Here is a 22,665-nt window from a genome sequence, read left to right as displayed (position 1 = left end):
TCGATTTACTATCCTTTTGAGTTACACAGGATTTGAGCTGATAAAGAACGTTTAGTAATATTAATGTTATTACAATAGGAAATAGGTGTTCATGATGGGAAGAATGATTGTATTAGGATCAGGAATATTAGGTGCTTCGGCAGCTTTTCATTTAGCATCAAAAGGAGTAAAAGTGATCCTTGTTGACCGTGGTGAGGTGGGACAAGCAACGAATGCGGCCGCGGGAATTATATGCCCATGGATTTCGCAAAGGCGAAATAAGGCATGGTATGAGTTAGTGAAGCACGGGGCGCGTTATTACCCTGAGTTAGTTGGAAAATTATCCTCTTACGGAGTAGGGAATACAGGATATCGAAAAGTTGGAGCCTTAAGCCTTCATACAAATGAGGAAAAACTGAAACAAATGGCAGATAGGGCCATCAAACGGAGAGAGGATGCACCGGAGATCGGTGAGGTGAACATCCTAACTTATGAAGAAACAAAGAAGTTGTTTCCTCCCGTTGCAGAAGGATATGGAGCGGTCTATGTTTCCGGCGGAGCTAGGGTAGACGGAAGACTCATAAGGGATGCATTAGTAAAGGCTGCGGTTCAGCTGGGGACGGAATACGTTCGTGGGAATGCTACACTCCTATGTGAGGATAATGGTGTGAGCGGCGTGGTCGTTAATGGAGAGCGGTTAGAGGCTGATGGAGTGCTTGTCACCACAGGAGCTTGGGCACGAGAGGTGTTGGAGCCTGTTGGAGTGAATTTTCAAGTTTCGGGCCAAAAAGCACAGATTGTTCATTTAGAGTTACCGGGTGTGGACACATCCGATTGGCCGGTTGTTATGCCTCCGAATAATCAGTACTTACTAACGTTTGAAGAAGGTCGCGTCGTTGTCGGGTCTACACATGAAGACAATAAAGAATTTGATACGAGAGTCACAGCTGGTGGCTTAAATGAAATGATCGGAAAAGCATTGGAGTTGTTTCCGGACTTAGAGGAAGCAACGGTTGTTGAAACGAGAGTGGGCTTTCGTCCATTTACCCCCGACTTTCTACCAGTGATTGGGCCGGTTCCTGGACTGAAAGGTGTTTTCGTCGCAAATGGACTGGGAGCTTCTGGCCTGACGAGCGGCCCGTTCTTGGGTAGCGAGCTCGCAAAACTCGTTCTTGGAGAGGAAACCGTTCTTGATGTGAGTCGCTATTCGGTGGAGGGGGCGATTGGGGATTAGAAGTTTGGGGGGCGGAAATAAGTTCTGGGAAAAAGTTGCCTGGCGCGCAAATAAGTTCCCAGGATCGCAAATAAAATGCCTGGCGCGCAAATAAGTTCCTAGGATCGCAAATAAAATGCCTGGCGCGCAAATAAGTTCCCAGGATCTAGGATCGCAAATAAAATTTCAGAATCGCAAATAAATCCTGAGAATCGCAAATAAATTCTCAGGATCGCAAAAATCCTTACTTTTTCTCAGGGAAGAACTTCATTTTTTTCGGAAAATGATACTTTTTTCCTTTGAGGGTTCCACTTTCAGATAAATGTAGTGATTTTAAGAGGCGACTTGCGACAAAAGGAGAGTCAATTTGAAGGAAATCACGACATTTTGCATTTGTTATCGTAGGGGAGATTAGTAACCAATAATCATGCAACGCCTCAAGATGTGCTAGGCGATCTGAATGGCCACAGTTCATGCATGTCCAGCGACCTTTTTTACGCTGCATCCTAAATAATTGACAGCTAGGACATTGAACTCCTTTTACAAGTTCATCTGCTTGAATTTGGAATTTCTTTAACACATCGTATTCCGCTTCTTTATGGTCCTTTAATAATTTTCTACTTAATTTCTTAAGTTGTGAGGTTTCCATCATCTCCGTTTTATATTTGGACTGTAGCTCCGTTAATCGTAGAGGGAGCTTATTTGCGTGAATGACTTGCTTAAAAAGATAAGCTTTTCCGGGATCTGTACTAATAATAGTAGATGAATTACTAACTACAATTAGGTATTCCACCGGCATGCTATAACCTAGTTGTTGAAAGAGCCAATCTCCCATTAGAGATTGGTGCCTACGTGCTTGGGCTATTGGGTCTGGGAAAGCTTCCTTTTTGTCATTCCATGTGCGAATAAGTTGACCGAATTGAGAGTCAAAATGAATTTCTCCGATAATGTTCTTGGTTTCAATGATTAATGCAAAGGTAGGAAAAAGGATGAGAACATCCATCTCAAATATAGATTCATGTTGTTCGAGGCGAAGGTTATGAAAGAGATAGGAGGTTGGGGGAAGTTGGTGAAAATAATAACAGAGAGATCGTTCACCATAATAGCCGGCTTTTCGTTTGGCTAAGTCAGCTAGTATCTGTGGATACTGATGATGAGTAGACAATATTCTTTTTTCTAAACACTGTACCGCTTGAAGCTTTAATGGAACCGTTAATTCTTTTACAATCAATTGGCATCTTCCTTTCTATTAGCATCATCTATGCATTCGACAAAATCCCCCTTTTTTCCTCTACCGTTTTCTCAAAAAGATTGATTCAAATCACATCAAAATATTACGTAACAAGATATGATTGATTCATATAGAAGGAAAGGAACTGATCATGATGCAAAAACAAAGCTTATCTACTTTTATCACATATAATGAAGAAAAATTTACGAAACGAATTATTTTTAAAGAAGGGGAGAGTACGGTATTCGTCTTAAACTTTTCGGGAAATCAAGCACTGCCTGCCCATAAACACCCTGGAACAAATGTGTTCATTCAGGTGGTAGAGGGAGAAGGAACCTTCCGTGTGGATGGAGAAAGTTTGGCTGTATCCAAACATGATGTGATTCATTTTACGGGGGAAGAGGAAATGTCTTTCGTGAATGGTGGGGGAAATACAAGCTTGTATGTGATGCTAAACAAGATTCCAGATGAAAGATATGTAAAAGAAATCTAAAAAAAATGCTCACCTAACCAGGTGAGCATTTTACTTTATTTATTTCTCGTCAGCTGTAGGGTGCTTTCCGCTTAAGTGCAGGCTAGCTTTTCCTTCTTCGAGAAGATGTTGAATGTCTTTGAATTTTACAAAGCGCTTATTTTCATCATCAAATAATTTGAAGTGAATGGACTCAAGACTTGTACCTAGAGTAACGGTTGTTGCTTTTTGTAATGGTGGCGTTGATTCATGTGCTTTTTCTAGATTGTAGTTCGGAACCTTAGGTGCTAGATGATGCACATGGTGAAAGCCGATGTTTCCAGTTACCCATTGCAAGATCTTTGGAAGCTTGTAATAAGAGCTTCCTTCAACAGCCGCCTTCACATAGTTCCACTCTTCTTCGTGTTCAAAATAGCTGTCTTCATATTGATGTTGTACGTAAAATAACCAAATTCCTAATGCACCAGCAACAAACAAAATAGGAGCGTGGACAAGAAGGAAAGCTTTCCAGCCAACTAACCAAATCATAAACGCATACAACACAACGATCGCAATATTATTGAAATAAGTGTTGAGACGCTCTTTACGTTTTGCATCTTTTACATTAATACGGTTGGTAACAAGGAACAAGAATATCGGTCCTAGAACGAACATAACAAACGGATTACGGTACATTCTGTATTGAAGACGTTGAGTTGGTGTAGCAGCTAAATACTCTTCAACTGTCATGACCCAAATGTCACCAATGCCACGCTTATCTAAATTTCCACTTGTTGCGTGGTGGATATTGTGGCTTCTCTTCCACTGTTCATAAGGAAACATCGTTATAATCCCACTGATGTTTCCGATTAGGGCGTTTGCTTTACGATTTTTAAAGAACGATTGGTGACAGCAATCATGGAAAATGATAAAGATTCGAATCACAAATCCAGCCGCAACAATAGCGAGTGGCAACGTTAGCCAATAAGAAATTGAAAGACTTGCGTACGCTAAGTACCATAAACCAAAGAAAGGAATAAATGTGTTTATCATTTGTTTTATACTTTTACTTATATCTGACTTTTCAAAAGGGACAACGCTTTTTCTTAATTCAGCCGTTTTTTGCTTGCTCATAAAAGCCTCCTACAAGGTTTTGAATTTATCTACTGTTATTGTAGTGTTTATGAGCTGGTCATGAAAAGGCATAAATGTATAGAGTAGGACATGACAAATGTCATGTTTCAAGAAAAATTTCAAAAGAAATGACTGGAAAACCCTATAACAATTCGAAAAATGTAGACATCTTCGTTTCATGAGCATAATTTTACATACGTTCCCTAATTCAAGATATACTAGTCTGTATGTATACATTTAAATAGGAGGACATAAAATGTGGCAGGATTTTAAGAAGTTTGCTTTAAAAGGAAATGTGATTGACCTGGCTGTCGGGGTAGTTATCGGTGGGGCCTTTAGTAAAATTGTTAGCTCGCTTGTAGACAATATCCTTATGCCGATTGTAGGGCTTTTATTAGGGGGCTTTGACTTTACAAAGCTCGAATATACATATGATGATGCAACCATTAAATATGGTCAGTTCATACAAAATGTCGTTGATTTCTTTATTATTGCTTTTTCCATTTTCCTCTTTATAAGATTATTACAGAAGTTTAGAAAGAAGCAAGAAGTAAAATCGGAAGTAAAGGCACCAACAACGGAGGAAAAATTGCTTTCGGAAATTCGTGATATTTTAAAGGAACAACAGCAACAAAAGGGTGTGTAAAAAAGAAGCGCTATGTCGTATTAGCATCATTATTGGTATATAAAAATAGGAAAACTCGCCAAATTGGCGAGTTTCTTTATTAACATAAAAGTTGCTGACTCCTGCATCTAGGTTCAAGTGGGGGCCTCACTTATCGGTTGGGGGAGCAGGTTAAGCACCGGAGCGGATAAATAGACGGAACATTTCCGTTTAAACTAGTAACTATTACTAAAGAAGGCTTCAATAGACGGAGAGATTCCGCCTATTGACTTTAAAACTTCGAAAATGGGGGATTTTGCTTTGCATAATCGGAAAACCTCCTCTTATTTACTACGAAACCTACGCCATTTTGCATTTAACCGGAAAACCTCCGCTTATTTTACAGAAAAGATTTAGGCCAATTATCATTTTTTCCTTCTATTAGTGTCATCCTAATTTGTATACAAATGCCTGGATATTCGGTAAAATAAATTACCAACTAATCCTATAATAAAGGTGTGATATAGATGTCAGCTAACGTCGTTCGTACGATTCCCAAGCCACTTGTGCAAATCAACCAGTCGATCATAGTCCTCTCCGTTATCCTTACATGGGTGACAAATATGGAATGGATTTTATTGATTCCTCTACTTTCAGGTGTATGTGGAGTTATTTTTCGTATCAATCCAATCATGGAGGTAGCGAAGCGGTTTTTAAAAAGGGAACCATCAACGTACCTGCAAGAAGATTGGGAGCAGCAGCAGTTTAATCAAAAAATCGCCATTCTATGTTTAGGGGCAGGTTTTATGGGGTTTGCCTTTAATCTGCCAGTGGTAGGATATATATTTACAATATTAGTCGCGATTGCTGCGACCGTTGCCCTTTTAGGTTTTTGTATTGGTTGCTTTATTCATTATCAATGGAAAATGTATCAATACAGAAAATTGAAGAGTCAGCAATAAGGATAGATGAGAAGTCAGCACTAGTGCTGACTTTTTTATTTGGCATTTCCTAGATATTTTTGGTGAATCTTGTCTAACGATTTATGGGCTGAGAGTGAGCTTTGGTAACCGTGGGTAATAAGTGATTATGATAAAATGTAAACAAGTTTATTACATAAAAAGGGAGCAGAATAGGATGGGAGAAACTAAGAAGAGGCAAGAAATAATTAGCTGGGGTAAATCGGTGTTTATTGCTTTCGCTATCGTAGTCGTCGTTCGTACATTTGTCTTTGCTCCTTATATTGTGGATGGTGCCTCTATGGAACCAACTCTTCACGATCAAGAGAAAATATTTGTTAACAAAGTCAATACCGACAAAATTGAACGTGAGGACATTGTGATTATTAAAGGAGAAGGCGAAAATTACGTCAAAAGAATTATTGGCTTGCCTGGTGATATGATCGAAATCAGGGATGATCAGTTACTAATCAATGGCGCTGTTCACAGCGAAGAGTATTTAGAGAGTAATCGGGAGCAGGCGCATGAACAAGGTAGTGTGTTAACGGGAGATTATGGGCCTACTATGGTTCCGGAAGGTCATTATTTTGTATTGGGTGACAATCGACTTCGCAGTATGGACTCAAGGAATGGTCTTGGTTTTATTAAGAAGGAAAAGATTGTCGGAGTTAGTGAGTTTGTGTTTTATCCGTTTAGTGATGTTCGAACGGTACAATAGCAATTAATCCCATTGACATAAAAACGCTCATGAATTATTCTAGTAAAGCATTTTAAATTAAATATGATCCTCATCAGCTCAAGATGAGGTAGAGGTTGCGAAAAATATTAGTAGGTTGGATGAGAGCCAGAGGAGCTCCATGATTTCAGTTGAAAGGAATTTTCGCCGAAGCACTATAATTCTCTGACTATAGTAGCTGGGACTACATCGAATAGGTGTAGGACTGTCATAGCTCGAAAAGCTATGTTGAACTATCCATTTGCCTGATGCGTTTATTGTAAAGCACACTGTACTCACGTTTTGGTGTGTTTTTTTATGTTTATTAGGGCCTCTATACTTGAGAGATGGGGAAGTATAATAGAAAGGAATATTATCATGGGAAAACAAACGAAGTTAGGTTTATGGATATTAACGGCATTAGTCGTTGGAAATATGGTAGGTTCGGGTATCTTTATGCTGCCACGTTCACTATCAGAAGCGGCAAGTCCGGCGGGGGTTATTCTCGCTTGGTTATTTACAGGAGCGGGAGTGTTAGTAACTGCGCTGGTGTTTGGGAATTTAGGAATGAGAAAGCCAAATTTAAATGGTGGACCACAAATTTATGCGAAAGAGCTTTTTAAACCAAATTCTAGAGGGTCTGTTCTTTCTGGGTTCATGGCGACTTGGGGTTATTGGATTGGTAACTTAGCGGGGAATATTGCGATCATTACAACATTCGCTAGTTATTTATCAACGTTCTTTCCAATTTTAACGAGTCAGGCTGAGTTATTTACCGTTGGTTCGTTTATTTTAAAGGTTGGTAATGCCTTAACTTTTGTGGTTTGTTCGATTTTATTATGGGGAACTCACTTCATTATTTTACGAGGGTTAGAAAATGCAGGGAAGTTAAACTTCATGGCAACAGCTTCTAAAGTGGCAGGTTTCTTCATCTTCATTATTGTTGCGTTGTTTGCATTTGAGGCTTCGCATATGCTTCCTATGGTTGAGCCACGTTTCGATGAGAGTGGGGCAACGGTCGGACTGATGGGTCAGATTAGCAATGCAGCGGTTGCTACCCTTTGGGCGTTTATCGGTGTGGAATCGGCGGTTGTTTTTGCGGGACGTGCCAAGAAGCAAATTGACGTCAAGCGTGCAACGATTCTAGGGTTGTTCATCGCGTTAGCCATCTATATTGGAGTAAGTACATTAGTGATGGGCTTACTAAGCCAAGAGGCGTTAATTGCGTCGGACAAGCCATTAATTGATGCGATTGTCTCCGTGCTTGGACCTGTTTCTGGAAAAGTGTTAGCAGGTATTGGATTAATCAGCTTATTTGGTTCTACCATTGGTTGGGTGATGTTAAGTGCAGAAGTTCCGTACCAAGCAGCGAAGCAAGGTCTGTTTTTACCTTCTTTCTTAAAGGAAAATGAGAAGAATATTCCGGTGTTATCAATGATTATCACAAACTCATTGGGACAGTTATTTATTTTCTCAACGATTTCAAATTCCATCTCTGCGGCGTTTGACTTTGTTATTTATATTGCAACCTTATCTTACCTGGTTCCGTACTTCATTGCAGCTGTATTTCAGTTAAAGCTAGTGATCACAGGTGAAACGTATGAAGGCCAAGCAAGATCAAAAGTGGTGGACGGTGTCATTGCTTTACTAGCGACCTTATATTCAGTATGGGTGATCTACGCGGGTACAGCAGACATCAAAACCTTCATGTTCGGAGTGGCTCTCCTTGCAAGTGGAATCTTCTTCTACGGCCCAGTAGCAAGAGCACACAAACAAAAACCAAAAACCAAAAAAGCAGCCTAACGGCGGTGACAACGGCGGTGACAGACACCACCAAAAGACAAATGAGGCCAAAGTGTCCACGGAGGGTGTCTGTCACCGCTCGTGGACAAAAAGGGGTAGAGTGTCCTTCTGGGAAGGACACTTTACCCCTTTTCTTGTTCAACGTGCGACTTTATTAAGAAACTGCTGCGTTCTTGGGTTGGTGGAGAGGGTGAAGATTTCTTCTGGTGTTCCTTTTTCTGCAATTAGTCCTTGATCCATGAAAATGACTTGGTCTGCTACGTCTCTAGCGAACTCCATTTCATGGGTAACAACGACCATCGTCATTCCTTCTTCAGCAAGATCCTTCATGACTTTTAACACGTCACCAACAAGCTCCGGATCTAGCGCCGAGGTGGGTTCGTCAAATAATAAGACTTTCGGATCCATCGCCATTGCTCTGGCAATCCCCACACGTTGCTGCTGGCCACCTGATAATTGATGAGGGTACATTTCCGCTCGGTCGCTCAGTCCAACCTTGGCGAGTAAATCGAGAGAACGCTTTTTGGCCTCCGATTTTGAGCGTTTTAACACCACGACCTGTCCCTCCATTACGTTCTCAACAACCGTTAAGTGTGGAAACAGGTTGTACGATTGAAACACCATGCCCGTTTGTTGACGAAAGAGGGTCATTTGAGTCGGTTTTAGCTTCGTTCCTGATTGAAACTGAAGCTCTTTCTCCCCAATCGTAATCGACCCTTGGTTTGGAATCTCCAATAAATTCAGACAGCGTAAAAGGGTGGTTTTCCCTGAACCAGAAGGGCCAATAATTACAGCGGTTTTCCCCTTTTCCACCTCTAAGTCAATTCCTTTTAAAACATCAATCTCTCCAAAGCTTTTATATAAATTTTCTAGTTTAATCATCGCCAATACTCTCCCTTCCTACTTGGCTACGCTACGGTCAAAGCGACGTTCGAGCATGGATTGAGCATAGGACAGTACCGTACTGAACATTAAATAAATAAAAGCTACCTCAATATAAAGCCAAAGAGGTTCATACGTAGCTGCAGCCACCTGTTGTCCTTTTTGAAACATCTCTGTAACCGTGATCGTTGCAGCAAGGGAAGTGTCTTTTACCAGGCTGATAAAAGAGTTTCCAAGTGGTGGAACCGATACTCTAATGGCTTGTGGGAGGATGATTCGTCTCATGGCTTGTGCCCGAGTCATACCAATCGAAAAGGCTGCTTCCCACTGTCCCTTAGGAGTAGACAGGATCGCGGCACGAATAATTTCCGAGCTATACGCTCCTTTATTTAAGGTAAAACCAAGTACGGCAGCTGGGAATGGATCAAGCGTAATTCCCACACTTGGAAGACCGTAAAATAGGATAAATAATTGAACAAGTAACGGTGTACCCCGAAAGATCCACACATAAAATTTTGCAATCGCAACGAGAGGTTTAATCCCTGATATGCGAGCTATTGCTGTGAAAAACGCTAATATAAGACCAAGTGTAAATGTGATTAGTGTTAATGGAACCGTAAAATATAAACCAGCTTTTAAAATAGGAAAAAAGGAATCGCTAAGGATTCCTATAATTCGTTCCGCTCTTTCATCTAAGACCATTTCAATTCAGTCCTTTACTTCAATACGTCTTCGCCAAACCATTTAGTTGAGATTTCAAGGTATGTTCCGTCTTCGATCATGTCAGCTAATGCGCCGTTCACCGCATCAACTAGCTCTTTGTTATCTTTACGGAATAAGAAGGCATTGCTTGTTACATCTGCTTCTTCATCCACCTTTTTAATCGCAAGGTCAGGACGTTGCTTTTTTAAATCTAGGTAAGAAAGATTATCGTTGATTGTTGCATCAATACGACCTGAAGTGATTAAATCAATGGCTTGGTTAAATCCATCTACCACTGTGTTTGTTGCGCCATTTGCTTCTGCAATTTTTCGATAGTTACTGTCTAGAGATTGTCCTACTTTTTTTCCATTCAGATCTTCAAACGTTTTAATGTCTTCGTTTGCTTCACCAACAATAAGTACCGCTTTTGACGAAATATAAGGTTCAGACATATCGTATTTCTCGAGGCGATCTTCACGAATCGCTACTTGGTTCGCAACCATGTCATAACGCTTGGCATCAAGTCCAGCAATCATTCCGTCCCATTTGGTTTCTACGAAAACGGGCTTAATATCAAGGCGCTTGAATACTTCTTCAGCGATCTCAATGTCAAACCCTGTTAGATCCCCAGATTCATCATGGAAAGTAAAAGGTGCATAAGTACCTTCCGTACCGATGGTAATCTCACCTTTTTCTTTAATTTCTTCGTATAAGTTTGCTGCTGTTTTTTCTTCTTCTTCCTTTGCTCCACAAGCAGTTAAAGCTAGAGAAAGAAGGAGTGTGAACAGCACGAATAATAATTTTTTCATGTTTAAACCCCCACTAAGTTTATCGGATTAATTATTTTAAAAAACTATATTAGGTTAATGTTTTCTTTCATATATGTCAAACATTTATTCTTATCTTTCACAGAAATGTAACTAATATGTAGGAAAAACAAAAAGAACAGACTCGTAGTCTGTTCGATTAAATCATATCCATGTGAGTGATTTTCCAGTGTTCATTTCTAATCAGTTGCTCAAGGTTGTCCTTATCTTTGTTCTTAAAAAGTTTAACTATTTTTGCATGTTGCTCGTTCATTTGTGTGAGTACAGAAAATAGCTTATCTTCGTCCTTACTTAAGTAAATCTGTCTAACAAAACTATTTTGTAATGATTGCAGCAGTTCGATTAATGTTTCATTATCGCATTTCTCAATATAAACCTGATGAAATTCGAATTGATATTTTTGATAATCAGCATAATCTCGCTGAGAAATTGCTTGGTCAATTTTTTTCACTAGCTCTTCCATCTTATGTAGGTCTTCATCTGTAAGAAGCTGTAAGGATAAAGAAGCTGCTAATGCGTCAAGGACAGCAACTACTTGGAACACATCAAGCTTGGTTTTTATCGTAAGTTCTTTTACGATAAATCCTTTTCGAGGGAAAAATTCAAGCAAGTTTTCGGATGCAAGCTGTATTAAAGCTTCTCTTACAGGAGTACGGCTCACTTCCAATTTCTCAGCTAGAGCCACTTCATTTATTTTCTGATTAGGAAGTAAGTTTCCGTTCTGTATTTCTGTAGCAATATAATCATACACATGATCTTTTAACGAGCGATATCTTTTATGAATCATCGGTTCCTCCTTACTGAAGGCTAATATATCTGTACTTTATTATACCTTAAGTATAAAAAGGTAGAATCTATAACGATTGAACAATTTATTTTTCTTTATTATTTGTTATAATATTCTGTATATTATACAATATACAATATACAATAGACAAAATAAAATGAGGTGATTCAATGGATAAAAAAAGCTTTTTACATATACAGGACGGAACAAAAGCGGTATGGGCAGGAGAAGAGGCATCTCTTGCTTTTCGTGCCACCCAAGTGCCTGTCGTCTTAAGTGTTGCCTATAATTATGATGATATAGATGAATGGCAGGATGTAGCACTGGGGTTAAAACCTGGACATATATACAATCGGATGACAAATCCAACCGTGGAAGCTTTCGAGGAAAAAGTACGAATTCTGGAAGGTGCAGAAGCAGCAGTCGGCTTTTCATCGGGGATGGCCGCCATTAGCAGTACGCTATACACGTTTTTACGGCCAGGCGATCGAGTCGTGTCTGTTAAGGACACATATGGAGGAACCAACAAAATCTTCACCGAGTTTCTACCCAATATAGATGTAAATGTGACGTTATGTAATACGGGAAACCACGAAGAAATGGAGGCGGAAGTGGCGAAGGGGTGCAAAGTATTATATCTAGAATCACCAACAAATCCTACACTAAAGATTACAGATATAAAAAGAATGGTGAAGGCAGGAAAAGCAGCAGGAGCCTTGGTGATTATTGATAATACATTCGCCACTCCAATAAATCAAAACCCTCTATCACTGGGAGTAGACATCGTTATTCATAGTGCCACTAAGTTTTTAAGTGGTCACGCAGATGCGATGGGTGGAGTGGTATGCGGTCCAAAGAAACTGATGGAAAAAGTGTATCATTACCGAGAGATTAATGGCGCCACGATGGATCCCTGGTCCGCCTATCTTATTTTAAGAGGAATGAAAACATTAAAACTTCGCGTAAGACAGCAAGAAAAGAGTGCGATCGAAATTGCACAGTATTTGAAAAATCAGAAGCATGTAGAGGAAGTGTTTTATCCGGGATTAGAAACACATCGTCATCATGAAATTGCGAAAAAACAAATGAAGGGATATGGGGGAATCGTTAGTTTTGTTTTAAAAGAGGAGATGGAAGCTATCAAAATTTTATTGCCAAAGTTACAGTACGCAAATCGAGCCGGTAATCTGGGGGCTGTAGAGACGATTTATGGACCAGCAAGAACCACGAGTCATGTGGAGTGTACCCTCGAAGAACGAAAGGAGTTAGGAATACCTGAAGGGCTCGTTCGTATATCGGTCGGAATCGAGGATACCGAAGATTTGATCGCTGATCTTGAGCAAGCTTTTGCTCATCTAGAATCCCAATTATCTTTAGAGTGATAGGTTAAAAAGGAGTAATTAGGTATAATAGCTTCATATAGATAGTAGGAGTGACGTATGAATGTACTTAACAGTGAAAGAAACGGCAGAGTATTTATCGGTTTCCGTTCAGTATGTAGAAAATTTAATTTTACAGGGAAAAATTCGGGTATTGCATGATGGTGAAGGTGTGCCCATGATTTACAAAGATCAGTTCAAAACCCATTTTGAACAGCTTGAAAAATATAAAAACCTCGTCAAAGAGTTAGAAAACGAGCCCATTCCAGAAGACAGAGACATCAAGGATGAGGATTAAATCTAATATGGGAGAATGAAAAGATATTCTCCCTTCCTTTGTATGTTTTTTGTGACTTTTATGCAGTTGTCAATGAATATGTAAGATTGATTGACAGTAAAAATGATAGTGAAAATGTTAATTAAAGATATTTTTAAATACTTAAAAGGGTAGGAATACCAGTACTTGCCCATTAATTCAGTAGAGTGATAATAAATTATCCTAACAAAGTTTTTATTGTTGCATAAAAAAACGATAAAAGTTATAATAGTTTCATGTCAAAATATACTGAAAATTTAGAGTTGTAAGGTATTTGCTAGAGAAAGATTCAATAAAAAATAAAACCATTTTCAAGGGGGCAATGTAGTGAAAAAACTATCTTTATTATCATTTTTGTTAGTGTTTAGTATGCTGTTGGCGGCTTGTGGAACAAGCGATCAGAACAATGGTTCTGATGAGGGAACTAGTGAAGAGAAGAAAACATTAAGAGTCGTAACGGATGCAGCATACGCACCATTTGAATACATGGATGGCGATAAAATTGTTGGATTTGATGTAGACTTCGTGAATGCAGTTGCGAAAGAAGCTGGCTATGAGGTTGATATCGTTCATGTAGGTTGGGATCCTGTTTTTGTAGAATTAGAGGATAGAATTGCTGACTTTGCTGTATCTGCCATTACCATTAATGATGAGCGTAAAGAATCCTATGATTTCTCACACGCATACTTCCTATCAACAAATAAAATTCTCGTTCCAGAAGGCAGTGATATTAAATCAGCTGCAGACTTAAAGGACAAGAAAGTTGCTGTTCAAAACGGAACAACAGGTCAAGAAGCAATTGAGAGTGTACTAGGAGAAAACAATCCTAATATCAAAAAATTTGAAAATACCGTTCTAGCAATTATGGAGCTTAAAGGTGGCGGAGCAGACGCGGTTGTTGCCGATAACACTGTGGTTGAAGAGTACGCGAAAAATAACCCGAATGATAAGTTTGTTGTCGTTGAAGATCCGGACGCATTCGCAGCTGAGTATTATGGATTAATGTTCCCGAAAGATAGTGAGTTAAGAGCAGAAATAAATGAAGCCATTAACACGATCTATGAAAACGGAACATATGCAGAAATTTATAAAGAATGGTTTGGGACTGAGCCGGACCTTGAAGATTTAAAAGCACAACAATAATTGGTTACTGAATTATTTAGGGCGTAACTCTTTTGCATAGTGTTACGCCATTTTTTTTCATCCTAGTAAAGGAGGAGTATGATGGACTTTCGTTTTGATCTCATCATGGACTATGCGCCATTGTTTTTAAAGGGAACCTTGCTTACCCTTGGTTTATCACTCGCAGGAATTGTCATTGGAACCGCACTTGGTTTGGCTATTGGGTTAGGGAAAATGGTGAAAAACAAGTGGTTATCACTGCCTTTTGACTTATACATTACATTTTTCAGAGGAACTCCTTTATTTGTTCAGATTTTGCTCATTCACTTTGGTCTCGTTCCATTGTTTACAGGGAAGACGGAGCCAGTGACAGCGGCTATTCTTGCATTATCACTGAATGCAGCAGCATACATTGCAGAAATCTTCCGAGCGGGAATTCAATCGATTGACAAAGGGCAAATGGAAGCAGCTAGAACACTTGGCATGACTCATGTACAAGCTATGAGACACGTCATTCTTCCACAAGCGTTTAAGAGAATGATTCCTCCATTAGGAAATGAATTTATCGTGCTTATAAAAGAATCCTCTTTAGCAGCAGTCATTGCGGCTCCTGAGATTATGTACTGGGGACGAGCTATGCAAGGACAATACTATCGTGTGTGGGAACCGTATATAACTGTAGCTATTATTTACCTAGTTATCACATTAACCTTGAGCTTCTTGTTAAATCGTCTTGAGAGGAGGTTATCGACAGAATGATTAAAGTAAGTAATCTAAAAAAGTCATTTGGCAACAACGAAGTACTAAAAAACATTAATGCTGAAATACAACCGCAAGAAGTGGTCGTGGTGATCGGTCCTTCTGGTTCAGGAAAGTCGACGTTTCTTCGCTGTTTGAACTTGTTGGAATCCGTAACAGGCGGTCATGTATATATTGAAGGTGTGGATCTTACTGATAAAAGTGTGAACATCAATCAAGTAAGACAGAATGTAGGAATGGTTTTTCAACAATTCAACCTATTTCCACATAAAACCGTGATTGAAAATATTGTGTTGGCCCCTTTGAAGGTGAAGAAGATCGACGGAGAAGTGGCTCGTCAAAAGGGATTAGACCTTTTACGAAAAGTGGGTCTAGAGGACAAGGCTGATGCCTATCCTGATTCATTATCAGGTGGGCAAAAACAGCGTGTGGCGATTGCTCGAGCACTTGCAATGGAACCAAAAATCATGCTCTTTGATGAACCGACCTCCGCACTAGACCCAGAGATGGTCGGTGAGGTGCTAGAGGTTATGAAACAGCTAGCAAAAGAAGGCATGACCATGGTAGTGGTGACACATGAAATGGGGTTTGCTAGAGAAGTGGGCGATCGGGTCATCTTTATGGATGGCGGTTATATTGTGGAAGAAAATGTACCTGAAGAGCTGTTTACCAATCCGCAGCAGGAACGAACCAAATCATTTTTAAGTAAGGTACTGTAAAAGGATGTCACAGTGTGACATCCTTTTTTGCATAATATGCTTGTATTTGAGACACAATAATAATGACTCGTAGCTCAAAGAACAGAGCAACCTCTCGTATCCTTGATACGGGTAGCGTCGTTTGTGGGTTAAAGTCCCATCGAGTCGGAAACACAGGTTCTAAGGGGCCTGTGTTTTTAATATCCCTTCACAAAATCAACCACATTAATTGATGGTTTCTCACCCTTTATATACTGTCGCAAGTTTGGCAAAAAGATATCTTCTACTACTCGACGGTCATAGTATTCAGTTGACCCCGAAGTATGAGGAGTGACAATCACATTTTCCATTTCCCATAAAGGACTGTTCTCAGGGAGAGGTTCGACCTCAAATACATCTAATCCGGCCCCTGCAATTTCCCCGGTTTGAAGTGCCTGAATAAGATCTTCCTCCACCACAATTTCGCCACGACCAATATTAATGAAAAAGGAATCGGGCTTCATGAGCTGAAATTGTTTCATAGAGAATAATCCTTTTGTGTCCTTCGTTAAAGGAAGGGTAGAAACGACATAATCACATTGTGGAAGGACTGTATCCAGTTCCGTTGTTATGTACATTTCATCCACATTTTCCACAGACAAACGGGAGTTCCTGACCCCGAGTACTTTCATTCCAAACGCTTTTGCAATCTTTGCTGTTTCTTTTCCAATCGCTCCAACACCGATAATTCCAATCGTTTTTCCGTGAATCTCAAGCTTTAAGCCAGCATGATGCCAGTGTTTAGAGGACTGATTTCGGACATAGGTATGAATATTTCGAGTAAGTGCAAGCATCAATCCGAAGATGGTTTCCGATATAGGAAAGGCATGGACACCATTCGCACTTGTAACCGTTACTCCACGCTCATGAAGAATGGGGAGAGGTAAATTATTCACACCGGCACTCCAAGTTTGCACCCATTTCAGAGTCGAGGAGTTTCCTAAAAGGTCTTTTATATCCTTTTTCCATCCTAAAATAATTTCTGCATTATGAATATGTTCTTTATAGATTTCTTTTCCCACTACAATTTCCCAGTCTGGTAAAACAGCTTGCATTTCGTTAACATATACTTGTTCTAGATTATGAGTAACGACAAGTTTTCTCAAAGAGTAGCACCTACTTTTTTGAAAATTTCGATATTCTAAATATAACATAAAAAAGTGTTGACCCACTAATCTGAAAAATATGATAAAGTAGTCTTTACATTCAAAAAGTCAGCAGTAAGGTGATAAAAGTGGAGAAAAAGCAAGTCGTGTACGACATTATGGAAGTATGTTTATTAGCGGGGAAAATCATGCTCCAAAGCGGGGCTGAAACATACCGAGTGGAAGACACAATGGAGAGAATCGCTCGAGCCTTTGGAGTTAGAGAGGCCCATTGTTTTGTCACACCAACAGGTATTATTTTTTCAATTGAAAGCACAGAGCCTACCAAAACAAAGCTTGTGCGAATTACAGAAAGAACAACGGATCTTCATAAAGTGGCTTTGGTAAACGGGGTATCTCGTCGGATAACGAGTGGAGAACTGGATATAGAAATGGCCTTTCGTGCGTTAACAGAGGTAGAGGAATCTCAATTAACGTACTCAACTACTATTCAAATTCTAGCAGCAGCAATGGCGAGTGGCTGTTTTTTAATTATGTTTAATGGTAGTTGGAACGATTTTTTACCAGCCTGTCTAACGGGTGGAATTGGATTTACGAGTGTGATGTATTTTCACAGAGTCGTTCCGATCAAGTTTTTTTCTGAGTTTATTGGTTCAATTATTATCGGAATTCTATCCTTTTTATTTGTCCGTATGGGTATGGGTGTGGAATTAGATAAAATTATTATCGGATCAGTTATGCCACTTGTTCCGGGTTTGCTTTTAACCAATGCGGTTAGAGATTTAATGGCGGGACACTTGGTTTCGGGCATCTCTAAAGGAGCAGAAGCACTACTAACTGCTTTTGCGATTGGGTCAGGAATTGCTGTTGTATTATCATTTCTTTAAAAGGAGGCGATACGCCAATGTACATTTTTCAACATCTGCTCTTTAGTTTTTTGGCTGCCGCCGCTTTTGGTATTATATTTAACGCTCCTAAATCTTCCCTAATACAATCAGGTTTTGTTGGCATGCTTGGTTGGATTATTTATATTCTTTTTACGATGAATGGTGCGGATGCAGTAAATGCGACGTTAATAGCATCCTTTGTTATTGCTGTGGCTAGTCAGGTATTTGCTAAGCTGTATCGAACGCCGATTATCATATTTATCGTTGCAGGAATCATTCCACTTGTTCCGGGTGGAATGGCATATGACGCCATGCGAAACTTTGTTGAAAATGACTACAATATTGCGTTAGCACTTGCGGCAAAAGCCTTCTTGATTTCAGGAGCCATTGCTATGGGAATCGTTTTTTCCGAAGTGGTAAATCAGCTTATTAGAAAGACAGCCATCATAAAAAAGAAGGAATCATGATTCAAGGATTTGCCAAGTTGGAATCCGAATGTCTCTCGCTCTTTTTGCTTACCCTATCCGTAGGGGAGGTGTTAGACGATGGCACAGGACGTTTTATGTGAGGTAAGTAATTGTGTGTACAACGAAGAAGGAATGAAATGTGGTGCTGACCAAATCTTCGTTGTAAGCCACCGCGGCAAGGAAGCGGATACGAGCCGAGAAACAGATTGCAAAACATTCGAACCTGAAGGACTATAAGAACGAACGAAACAGCGCGAGCGAGCGCTGTTTTTTTATATGTGAAAAAATAGAGTTTTCGGGGATTTCTTTCCAAGGGAGCATAATTCCCCCACTAGTAACAAATGATATACAAAAGTGGAATGGGAGTTAGTTTTTATAGGATAAGGATGAGTGCTGTTGGTTACCTTTTTGTTTGCTTTCATATTGCTAGGGTCTATCGGAGTGATTACCATGTTTGATCTATACTTATATGATCATTCGCTTATGTCGATTTTAGATGCAAATATTTTCTTTGAAAAAGGGACAAGTCAATGGATGTTGTATTTGAATATACTTGTCGGATTGATCTACGGTATGGTGGTAGATTACCGGTTTAGGAAAAGTAAAAAATCAAGTAAATCGTCATGAAAAATATACTTGTTGAGAAGTTGTCCCTTTGGCAATTATTTATATTGATTTTTATTTTTGAAATTGGAAGTGCGGCCGTAGTAAGTACCGGTAATGATGCAAATCAGGATGCTTGGATTGCAATTGGATTAGCGATGTTCTTTGGGATGGGGCTAGCCTTGATGTATTATTTTATGCTCTCAAGGTTACCGGGAAAAAATCTCTTTGAAATTATCCAATTTTGCTTTGGAAAGTGGTTAGGCAATTTATTCGTTTTACTGTATATTTTGTACTTTCTGTATATTGCTTCCCGTGTTCTTCGGGATTTTTGTGAACTTATTGTTTCGTTTATTTTTGACGAGACTCCGATTGAGTTTATCGCGATAACCATGTTAGTCGTGATAATGTATATGTTGTATTTAGGGCTTGAAGTGATGGGAAGAACAAGTGAGGTGTTCATGCCCTATTTCTTCTCTTTTATCATTATTATAGGTCTAGCTGTTTTTATTTCGGGTGAAATGGAATTTGAAAATTTGTTTCCGATTCTTGGTGATGGATTTAAACCGGTGATGAAGGCTGTTTTTCCACAGCTATTAACTTTTCCTTTTGGAGAATTAATTGCTTTTACCATGATTATCCCGTACACATCGAAATTTAAAAAAGCAAAAAAAACAACCCTGCTTGCTGTTATGGCAAGCGGAGTCATGCTCATTTACAATGCGATCTTACAAATTACCACTCTTGGTGTAGAGGCGAGAGCAAGATCGAATTTCCCTCTGTTATCGTCGGCTCGGGAAATATCCTTATTAGAGTTTATCGAACGGGTTGATCTCATCGTTGTTTTCATCGTCATGTTTGGAATTATTGTTAAAGTAAGTGTATTTTTCTATGGAGCATTAAAAGGATTAGAGCTTATAAGCAATCGACCTTACCGGATGTTCGTGGTACCGATTGGAACGATTCTTGCCTTTATCTCAGTGAAAATTAGTGATAATTTTGCTGAACATATTGAAGAAGGTCTCATCGTCGTTCCATTGTTTATGCATGTACCGTTTCAATTATTTTTTCCGCTGATGGTCCTACCAGTTCTCCTTTGGAAGACGAGAAAGAGCAAGGAGGAAAGAAAATGAGTTTGTTCAGTTCAATGTTTTCAAGAAAAAAGAATAAGAACAACGGAAAACCAACAGAGGAAGAGTTTTTTGAAAAGCATGATGTTCCAAAGCAATATTATAGCCAAGTGGAAAAAAATAAGACGCTTCTAGAAGACTTATTCAAGGGAACCTTTGATTATAAATGTGAACCCATTAAAATTGGTGGTCATAAAGCTTATTTAACGTATTTAAGCACCATGACAGATAAAAATGAACTATCTAATCGAGTGATTCAGGCTGCAACCAATCGTCCAACGAATCAACCATTCAGTAATATGACTGAAATGAGAGAGCTCTATTTTCCTTCGATTGATTTTAAAGTGGCGGAAAACTTTCATCGAGTGGTATGGGGGATCTTAAACGGGGAAGCAATCATTATGGTGGACGGATACTCTGAGGCGCTTTCATTAGGGATTGGAATGCCAGAGCAACGCGCCATTTCAGAACCTAGCACACAGACGATTATTCGTGGACCGAAAGACGGTTTCGTAGAAGGTCTTCAGGTAAATCTTTTATTAGTAAGAAAGCGTCTGAAAAATCCTCGCCTTAAGTTTGAAATCTTTCAAATAGGTAGGGATTCAAAAACAAATGTGGCACTGGGGTATCTTAATGACATTGCAAATGAAGATTTACTAAAAGAAGTAAGAGAACGATTGAATAAGATAGATGTAGGTGCCTTGCTTGATTCAGGAAATGTGGAAGAATTCATTGTCGATAAAACGCTCACTCCCTTTCCACTCGTATATAATACCGAACGACCTGATAGTATTTGTGGGCACTTATTAGAGGGGAAAATGGCTATATTTGTCGATGGTAGCCCCTTTGTTTTAACGGTACCCACTCTATTTGTTGATTTTTTTCAAGCTTCAGAGGATTATTATCAGCCCTTTATTATGTCAAGTTTTGTTAGACTTGTTCGATATTCGTCTTTCATGATTGCTCTTTTATTTCCATCCTTATATGTCGCTATATCAACTTACCATCATGAGCTTATGCCCACACAGCTATTGATCAGTGTACAAGCACAACGGGAGGGAGTACCTTTCCCGGCTGTAATTGAAATTATGATTATGGAGCTTTCCTTTGAAGTGTTGAGAGAAGCAGGCGTACGGATGCCAAGGGTGGTTGGACAAACCGTCTCGATTGTTGGTGCCCTCGTTATCGGGCAAGCGGCTGTTGAAGCGGGTCTCGTATCTAATGTTCTTGTTATTGTTGTCGCTTTTACCGCCATTGCGAGCTTTGTATCCCCTATCTATAGTTTCTCCATTGCCACGCGCTTGCTCCGTTTTGTTGTTATTTTTAGCGCGGCCTTTATGGGATTATATGGTGTACTTCTATTTTTAATTGTTATGGTTATTCATTTAGTTAGTCTTAGGTCCTTCGGTATCCCCTACTTGGCACCGGTCGCACCGTTTCAACCAAGAAATCAGGATGATGTATTTGTTCGTGTGCCGATATGGTTAAATAAGAATCGACCTTCGTATTTGTATCCAAAATCTCCAGTCAGAAGTGAAGAAAATAATCAGCCAAGTCCTCCAGAACAGCCATTAGGAGGACAAAAATGAAAATTCAACATGCATTATCCATCTTGGGCTGTGTTGTTATGTTAGCTGGCTGTTGGGATCGAATCGAATTGAATGATGTTTCAATTGTCACAGGGCTTGCGGTTGATGAGGGAGAGAACAGTAAATACCGATTAACCATCGAGGTAGTGAATGCAGCTCAATTCTCAAAAAATCAAATGGGTGGGCAGGCGACTCCGGCCTTAACTTACTCACTTGAAGGAAATTCCATATCAGAGCTTCTCCACAAAATGAATATTGGGATGACGAGACGATTAATTTTTTCACACACGAGGGTGTTATATATCAGTGAAAAAATTGCAAAGAAAGGGATATTAGAATTTATTGATTACCTTGATCGAAGCGGTCAGTTTCGTAATGACTTTAACATCATGGTAACAAAGGGTGAAAAAGCAGAAGCTTTTGCAAAGGTGACGTATCCCACCCAAAAGGTTCCATCTTTAAAAATACACAGACAAACTCAATCTTTTAATGAAGAGTGGGGAGGAGACCCGGGAGTAAGACTGACAGATTTTATTTCCGCCATGACATCTAAGGGAAGGGATCCTGTATCAGCTACATTAGTGCTTACAGGGGACCCAAAAAAGGGTGAAAGCTCTGAAAATAATATGAAGACAAGTATGGATGCGCTTGTAGAAATGGACGGAATGGCTGTTTTTGATAATGACAAATTATTAGGTTATTTAAGTGTGGAAGAAACAAGAAATTACTACTGGACGCAAAAGCTAAAGACAACAAGTATGAGTATTCCTTGTTCAAACGAGGAAAAAAAACCAGAGGATGAAAGATATATCGCTGTTACCGTGTCAGAAACTCATACAAAATTAAAAGTCGATAACTCGAATGGAAAGCCTGTATTAAAGGTGAAGATCAATGGTGAAACAAGAATTGAAGCCACTCAATGTATGAATGATTTAACGAAAATTGATACCTATGATCACTTTGAAGAGAAAATCAATCGGTACGTGGCCAATAATATTCAGGAAACCATCAAGAAGGTTCAAACAGAGTTTGGTGTAGATATTTTTGGTTTTGGAGAGGCGTTTAATCGACAACATCATAAAGAGTACAAAAAAGTAGAAGATCACTGGGCTGAAGTATTTGCACAAGCTGACGTGGAGGTTGATATTAACCTGCATTTGAGAAGATCTGGAATTAAAGGAAAAACCTTTATTACAGAAATGCCAAGAGAATAGACATTGCGAGGTCTTTCAGCTAGTATTTAAATAGGTTTATTAGAGATGAGCTGATTATAATCAGCTTTG

General features: G+C 39.4%; 25 protein-coding genes and 1 riboswitch. Of the genes, 18 read left to right on the top strand and 7 right to left on the bottom strand.

From position 1 onward, the window contains the following. Positions 1-94 precede the first annotated feature (94 nt). Positions 95-1,213 carry an NAD(P)/FAD-dependent oxidoreductase gene (locus ACVBAX_RS14115; protein WP_447117692.1) on the top strand — a complete coding sequence of 373 codons (1,119 nt, stop codon included), beginning with the start codon at positions 95-97 and terminating at the stop codon, positions 1,211-1,213. Positions 1,214-1,436: 223 nt separating this feature from the next. On the opposite strand, the gene ACVBAX_RS14110 is transcribed toward ACVBAX_RS14115, so the two are convergent. Continuing rightward, the gene (locus ACVBAX_RS14110) at positions 1,437-2,423 is read right to left on the bottom strand and encodes a nuclease-related domain-containing protein (protein WP_447117556.1); all 987 of its coding nucleotides are present in this window, start codon (positions 2,421-2,423) and stop codon (positions 1,437-1,439) included. Positions 2,424-2,574: 151 nt separating this feature from the next. Between ACVBAX_RS14110 and ACVBAX_RS14105 the strand changes: the two genes are divergently transcribed. Further along, complete coding sequence (locus ACVBAX_RS14105) at positions 2,575-2,916, top strand: cupin domain-containing protein (RefSeq protein WP_447117555.1); 342 nt, start codon at positions 2,575-2,577, stop codon at positions 2,914-2,916. Positions 2,917-2,955: 39 nt separating this feature from the next. Here ACVBAX_RS14105 and ACVBAX_RS14100 read toward each other — a convergent pair whose 3' ends face one another. Next, complete coding sequence (locus tag ACVBAX_RS14100; protein ID WP_447117554.1) at positions 2,956-4,008, bottom strand: fatty acid desaturase; 1,053 nt, start codon at positions 4,006-4,008, stop codon at positions 2,956-2,958. Positions 4,009-4,264: 256 nt separating this feature from the next. Between ACVBAX_RS14100 and mscL the strand changes: the two genes are divergently transcribed. From mscL to ACVBAX_RS14080, 4 genes are all read left to right on the top strand, one after another. Then, a complete protein-coding gene (gene mscL / locus ACVBAX_RS14095) occupies positions 4,265-4,654 on the top strand; it encodes a large conductance mechanosensitive channel protein MscL (protein ID WP_119706654.1) in 390 nt (129 codons plus the stop codon). Positions 4,655-5,139: 485 nt separating this feature from the next. Further along, complete coding sequence (locus tag ACVBAX_RS14090) at positions 5,140-5,574, top strand: DUF4395 domain-containing protein (RefSeq protein WP_447117553.1); 435 nt, start codon at positions 5,140-5,142, stop codon at positions 5,572-5,574. 175 nt (positions 5,575-5,749) lie between these two features. Beyond that, positions 5,750-6,289, top strand: a complete 540-nt coding sequence (lepB, locus tag ACVBAX_RS14085; protein WP_430776147.1) for a signal peptidase I — start codon at positions 5,750-5,752, stop codon at positions 6,287-6,289. A gap of 81 nt (positions 6,290-6,370) precedes the next feature. Continuing rightward, positions 6,371-6,551: riboswitch (Lysine riboswitch) on the top strand. Between the two features lie 113 nt (positions 6,552-6,664). Beyond that, positions 6,665-8,089, top strand: a complete 1,425-nt coding sequence (locus ACVBAX_RS14080) for an amino acid permease (RefSeq protein ID WP_447117552.1) — start codon at positions 6,665-6,667, stop codon at positions 8,087-8,089. Positions 8,090-8,227: 138 nt separating this feature from the next. Here ACVBAX_RS14080 and ACVBAX_RS14075 read toward each other — a convergent pair whose 3' ends face one another. The 4 genes from ACVBAX_RS14075 to ACVBAX_RS14060 all read right to left on the bottom strand — a co-directional run bounded on the left by ACVBAX_RS14075 (position 8,228) and on the right by ACVBAX_RS14060 (position 11,287). Further along, entirely contained in the window at positions 8,228-8,971 is a 744-nt protein-coding gene (locus ACVBAX_RS14075; RefSeq protein WP_447117551.1) for an amino acid ABC transporter ATP-binding protein, read from the bottom strand. Between the two features lie 18 nt (positions 8,972-8,989). Then, positions 8,990-9,673: an amino acid ABC transporter permease gene (locus ACVBAX_RS14070; RefSeq protein ID WP_430776144.1), complete on the bottom strand. Its 684-nt coding sequence runs from the start codon at positions 9,671-9,673 to the stop codon at positions 8,990-8,992. 14 nt (positions 9,674-9,687) lie between these two features. Next, a complete protein-coding gene (locus ACVBAX_RS14065; protein ID WP_447117550.1) occupies positions 9,688-10,482 on the bottom strand; it encodes an amino acid ABC transporter substrate-binding protein in 795 nt (264 codons plus the stop codon). A 157-nt stretch (positions 10,483-10,639) separates the two neighbouring features. Next, positions 10,640-11,287 (bottom strand): GntR family transcriptional regulator, encoded by a 648-nt coding sequence (locus tag ACVBAX_RS14060; protein WP_447117549.1) that lies wholly within the window; start codon positions 11,285-11,287, stop codon positions 10,640-10,642. A 170-nt stretch (positions 11,288-11,457) separates the two neighbouring features. Here ACVBAX_RS14060 and ACVBAX_RS14055 point away from each other — a divergent pair, with 170 nt between their 5' ends. From ACVBAX_RS14055 to ACVBAX_RS14035, 5 genes are all read left to right on the top strand, one after another. After that, positions 11,458-12,669 carry a cystathionine gamma-synthase family protein gene (locus tag ACVBAX_RS14055; protein WP_447117547.1) on the top strand — a complete coding sequence of 404 codons (1,212 nt, stop codon included), beginning with the start codon at positions 11,458-11,460 and terminating at the stop codon, positions 12,667-12,669. A 61-nt stretch (positions 12,670-12,730) separates the two neighbouring features. Further along, positions 12,731-12,964, top strand: coding sequence for an excisionase family DNA-binding protein (locus ACVBAX_RS14050; protein WP_430776140.1), 234 nt, complete (start codon positions 12,731-12,733; stop codon positions 12,962-12,964). Between the two features lie 345 nt (positions 12,965-13,309). Continuing rightward, the gene (locus tag ACVBAX_RS14045) at positions 13,310-14,125 is read left to right on the top strand and encodes a basic amino acid ABC transporter substrate-binding protein (protein WP_430776139.1); all 816 of its coding nucleotides are present in this window, start codon (positions 13,310-13,312) and stop codon (positions 14,123-14,125) included. An 81-nt stretch (positions 14,126-14,206) separates the two neighbouring features. Then, complete coding sequence (locus tag ACVBAX_RS14040) at positions 14,207-14,863, top strand: amino acid ABC transporter permease (protein WP_430776138.1); 657 nt, start codon at positions 14,207-14,209, stop codon at positions 14,861-14,863. Continuing rightward, complete coding sequence (locus ACVBAX_RS14035; protein ID WP_430776137.1) at positions 14,860-15,582, top strand: amino acid ABC transporter ATP-binding protein; 723 nt, start codon at positions 14,860-14,862, stop codon at positions 15,580-15,582. The genes ACVBAX_RS14040 and ACVBAX_RS14035 overlap by 4 nt, the downstream gene beginning before the upstream one ends. A gap of 176 nt (positions 15,583-15,758) precedes the next feature. Here the strand turns inward: ACVBAX_RS14035 and ACVBAX_RS14030 are convergent, their stop codons facing one another. Further along, positions 15,759-16,754, bottom strand: a complete 996-nt coding sequence (locus ACVBAX_RS14030; RefSeq protein ID WP_447117546.1) for a D-2-hydroxyacid dehydrogenase — start codon at positions 16,752-16,754, stop codon at positions 15,759-15,761. 110 nt (positions 16,755-16,864) lie between these two features. Here ACVBAX_RS14030 and ACVBAX_RS14025 point away from each other — a divergent pair, with 110 nt between their 5' ends. From ACVBAX_RS14025 to ACVBAX_RS13995, 7 genes are all read left to right on the top strand, one after another. After that, positions 16,865-17,593, top strand: a complete 729-nt coding sequence (locus ACVBAX_RS14025) for a threonine/serine exporter family protein (protein WP_430776245.1) — start codon at positions 16,865-16,867, stop codon at positions 17,591-17,593. Between the two features lie 17 nt (positions 17,594-17,610). Continuing rightward, positions 17,611-18,060 (top strand): threonine/serine exporter family protein, encoded by a 450-nt coding sequence (locus ACVBAX_RS14020; RefSeq protein ID WP_447117545.1) that lies wholly within the window; start codon positions 17,611-17,613, stop codon positions 18,058-18,060. A gap of 78 nt (positions 18,061-18,138) precedes the next feature. Next, positions 18,139-18,297 (top strand): DUF1540 domain-containing protein, encoded by a 159-nt coding sequence (locus tag ACVBAX_RS14015; RefSeq protein WP_430776134.1) that lies wholly within the window; start codon positions 18,139-18,141, stop codon positions 18,295-18,297. Between the two features lie 213 nt (positions 18,298-18,510). Then, positions 18,511-18,687: a hypothetical protein gene (locus ACVBAX_RS14010; RefSeq protein ID WP_447117544.1), complete on the top strand. Its 177-nt coding sequence runs from the start codon at positions 18,511-18,513 to the stop codon at positions 18,685-18,687. After that, positions 18,684-19,796, top strand: coding sequence for a GerAB/ArcD/ProY family transporter (locus tag ACVBAX_RS14005; RefSeq protein WP_447117543.1), 1,113 nt, complete (start codon positions 18,684-18,686; stop codon positions 19,794-19,796). Before ACVBAX_RS14010 ends, ACVBAX_RS14005 begins: the two co-directional genes overlap by 4 nt. Beyond that, positions 19,793-21,382, top strand: coding sequence for a spore germination protein (locus tag ACVBAX_RS14000; RefSeq protein ID WP_447117542.1), 1,590 nt, complete (start codon positions 19,793-19,795; stop codon positions 21,380-21,382). The genes ACVBAX_RS14005 and ACVBAX_RS14000 overlap by 4 nt, the downstream gene beginning before the upstream one ends. After that, positions 21,379-22,596 (top strand): Ger(x)C family spore germination protein, encoded by a 1,218-nt coding sequence (locus ACVBAX_RS13995; RefSeq protein WP_447117541.1) that lies wholly within the window; start codon positions 21,379-21,381, stop codon positions 22,594-22,596. Before ACVBAX_RS14000 ends, ACVBAX_RS13995 begins: the two co-directional genes overlap by 4 nt. Positions 22,597-22,665: the final 69 nt, after the last annotated feature.

Source organism: Robertmurraya sp. GLU-23 (assembly GCF_052983275.1).
The sequence above is the reverse complement of the archived record's forward strand: the minus strand, read 5'-3'. Positions and strand labels throughout refer to the sequence as shown.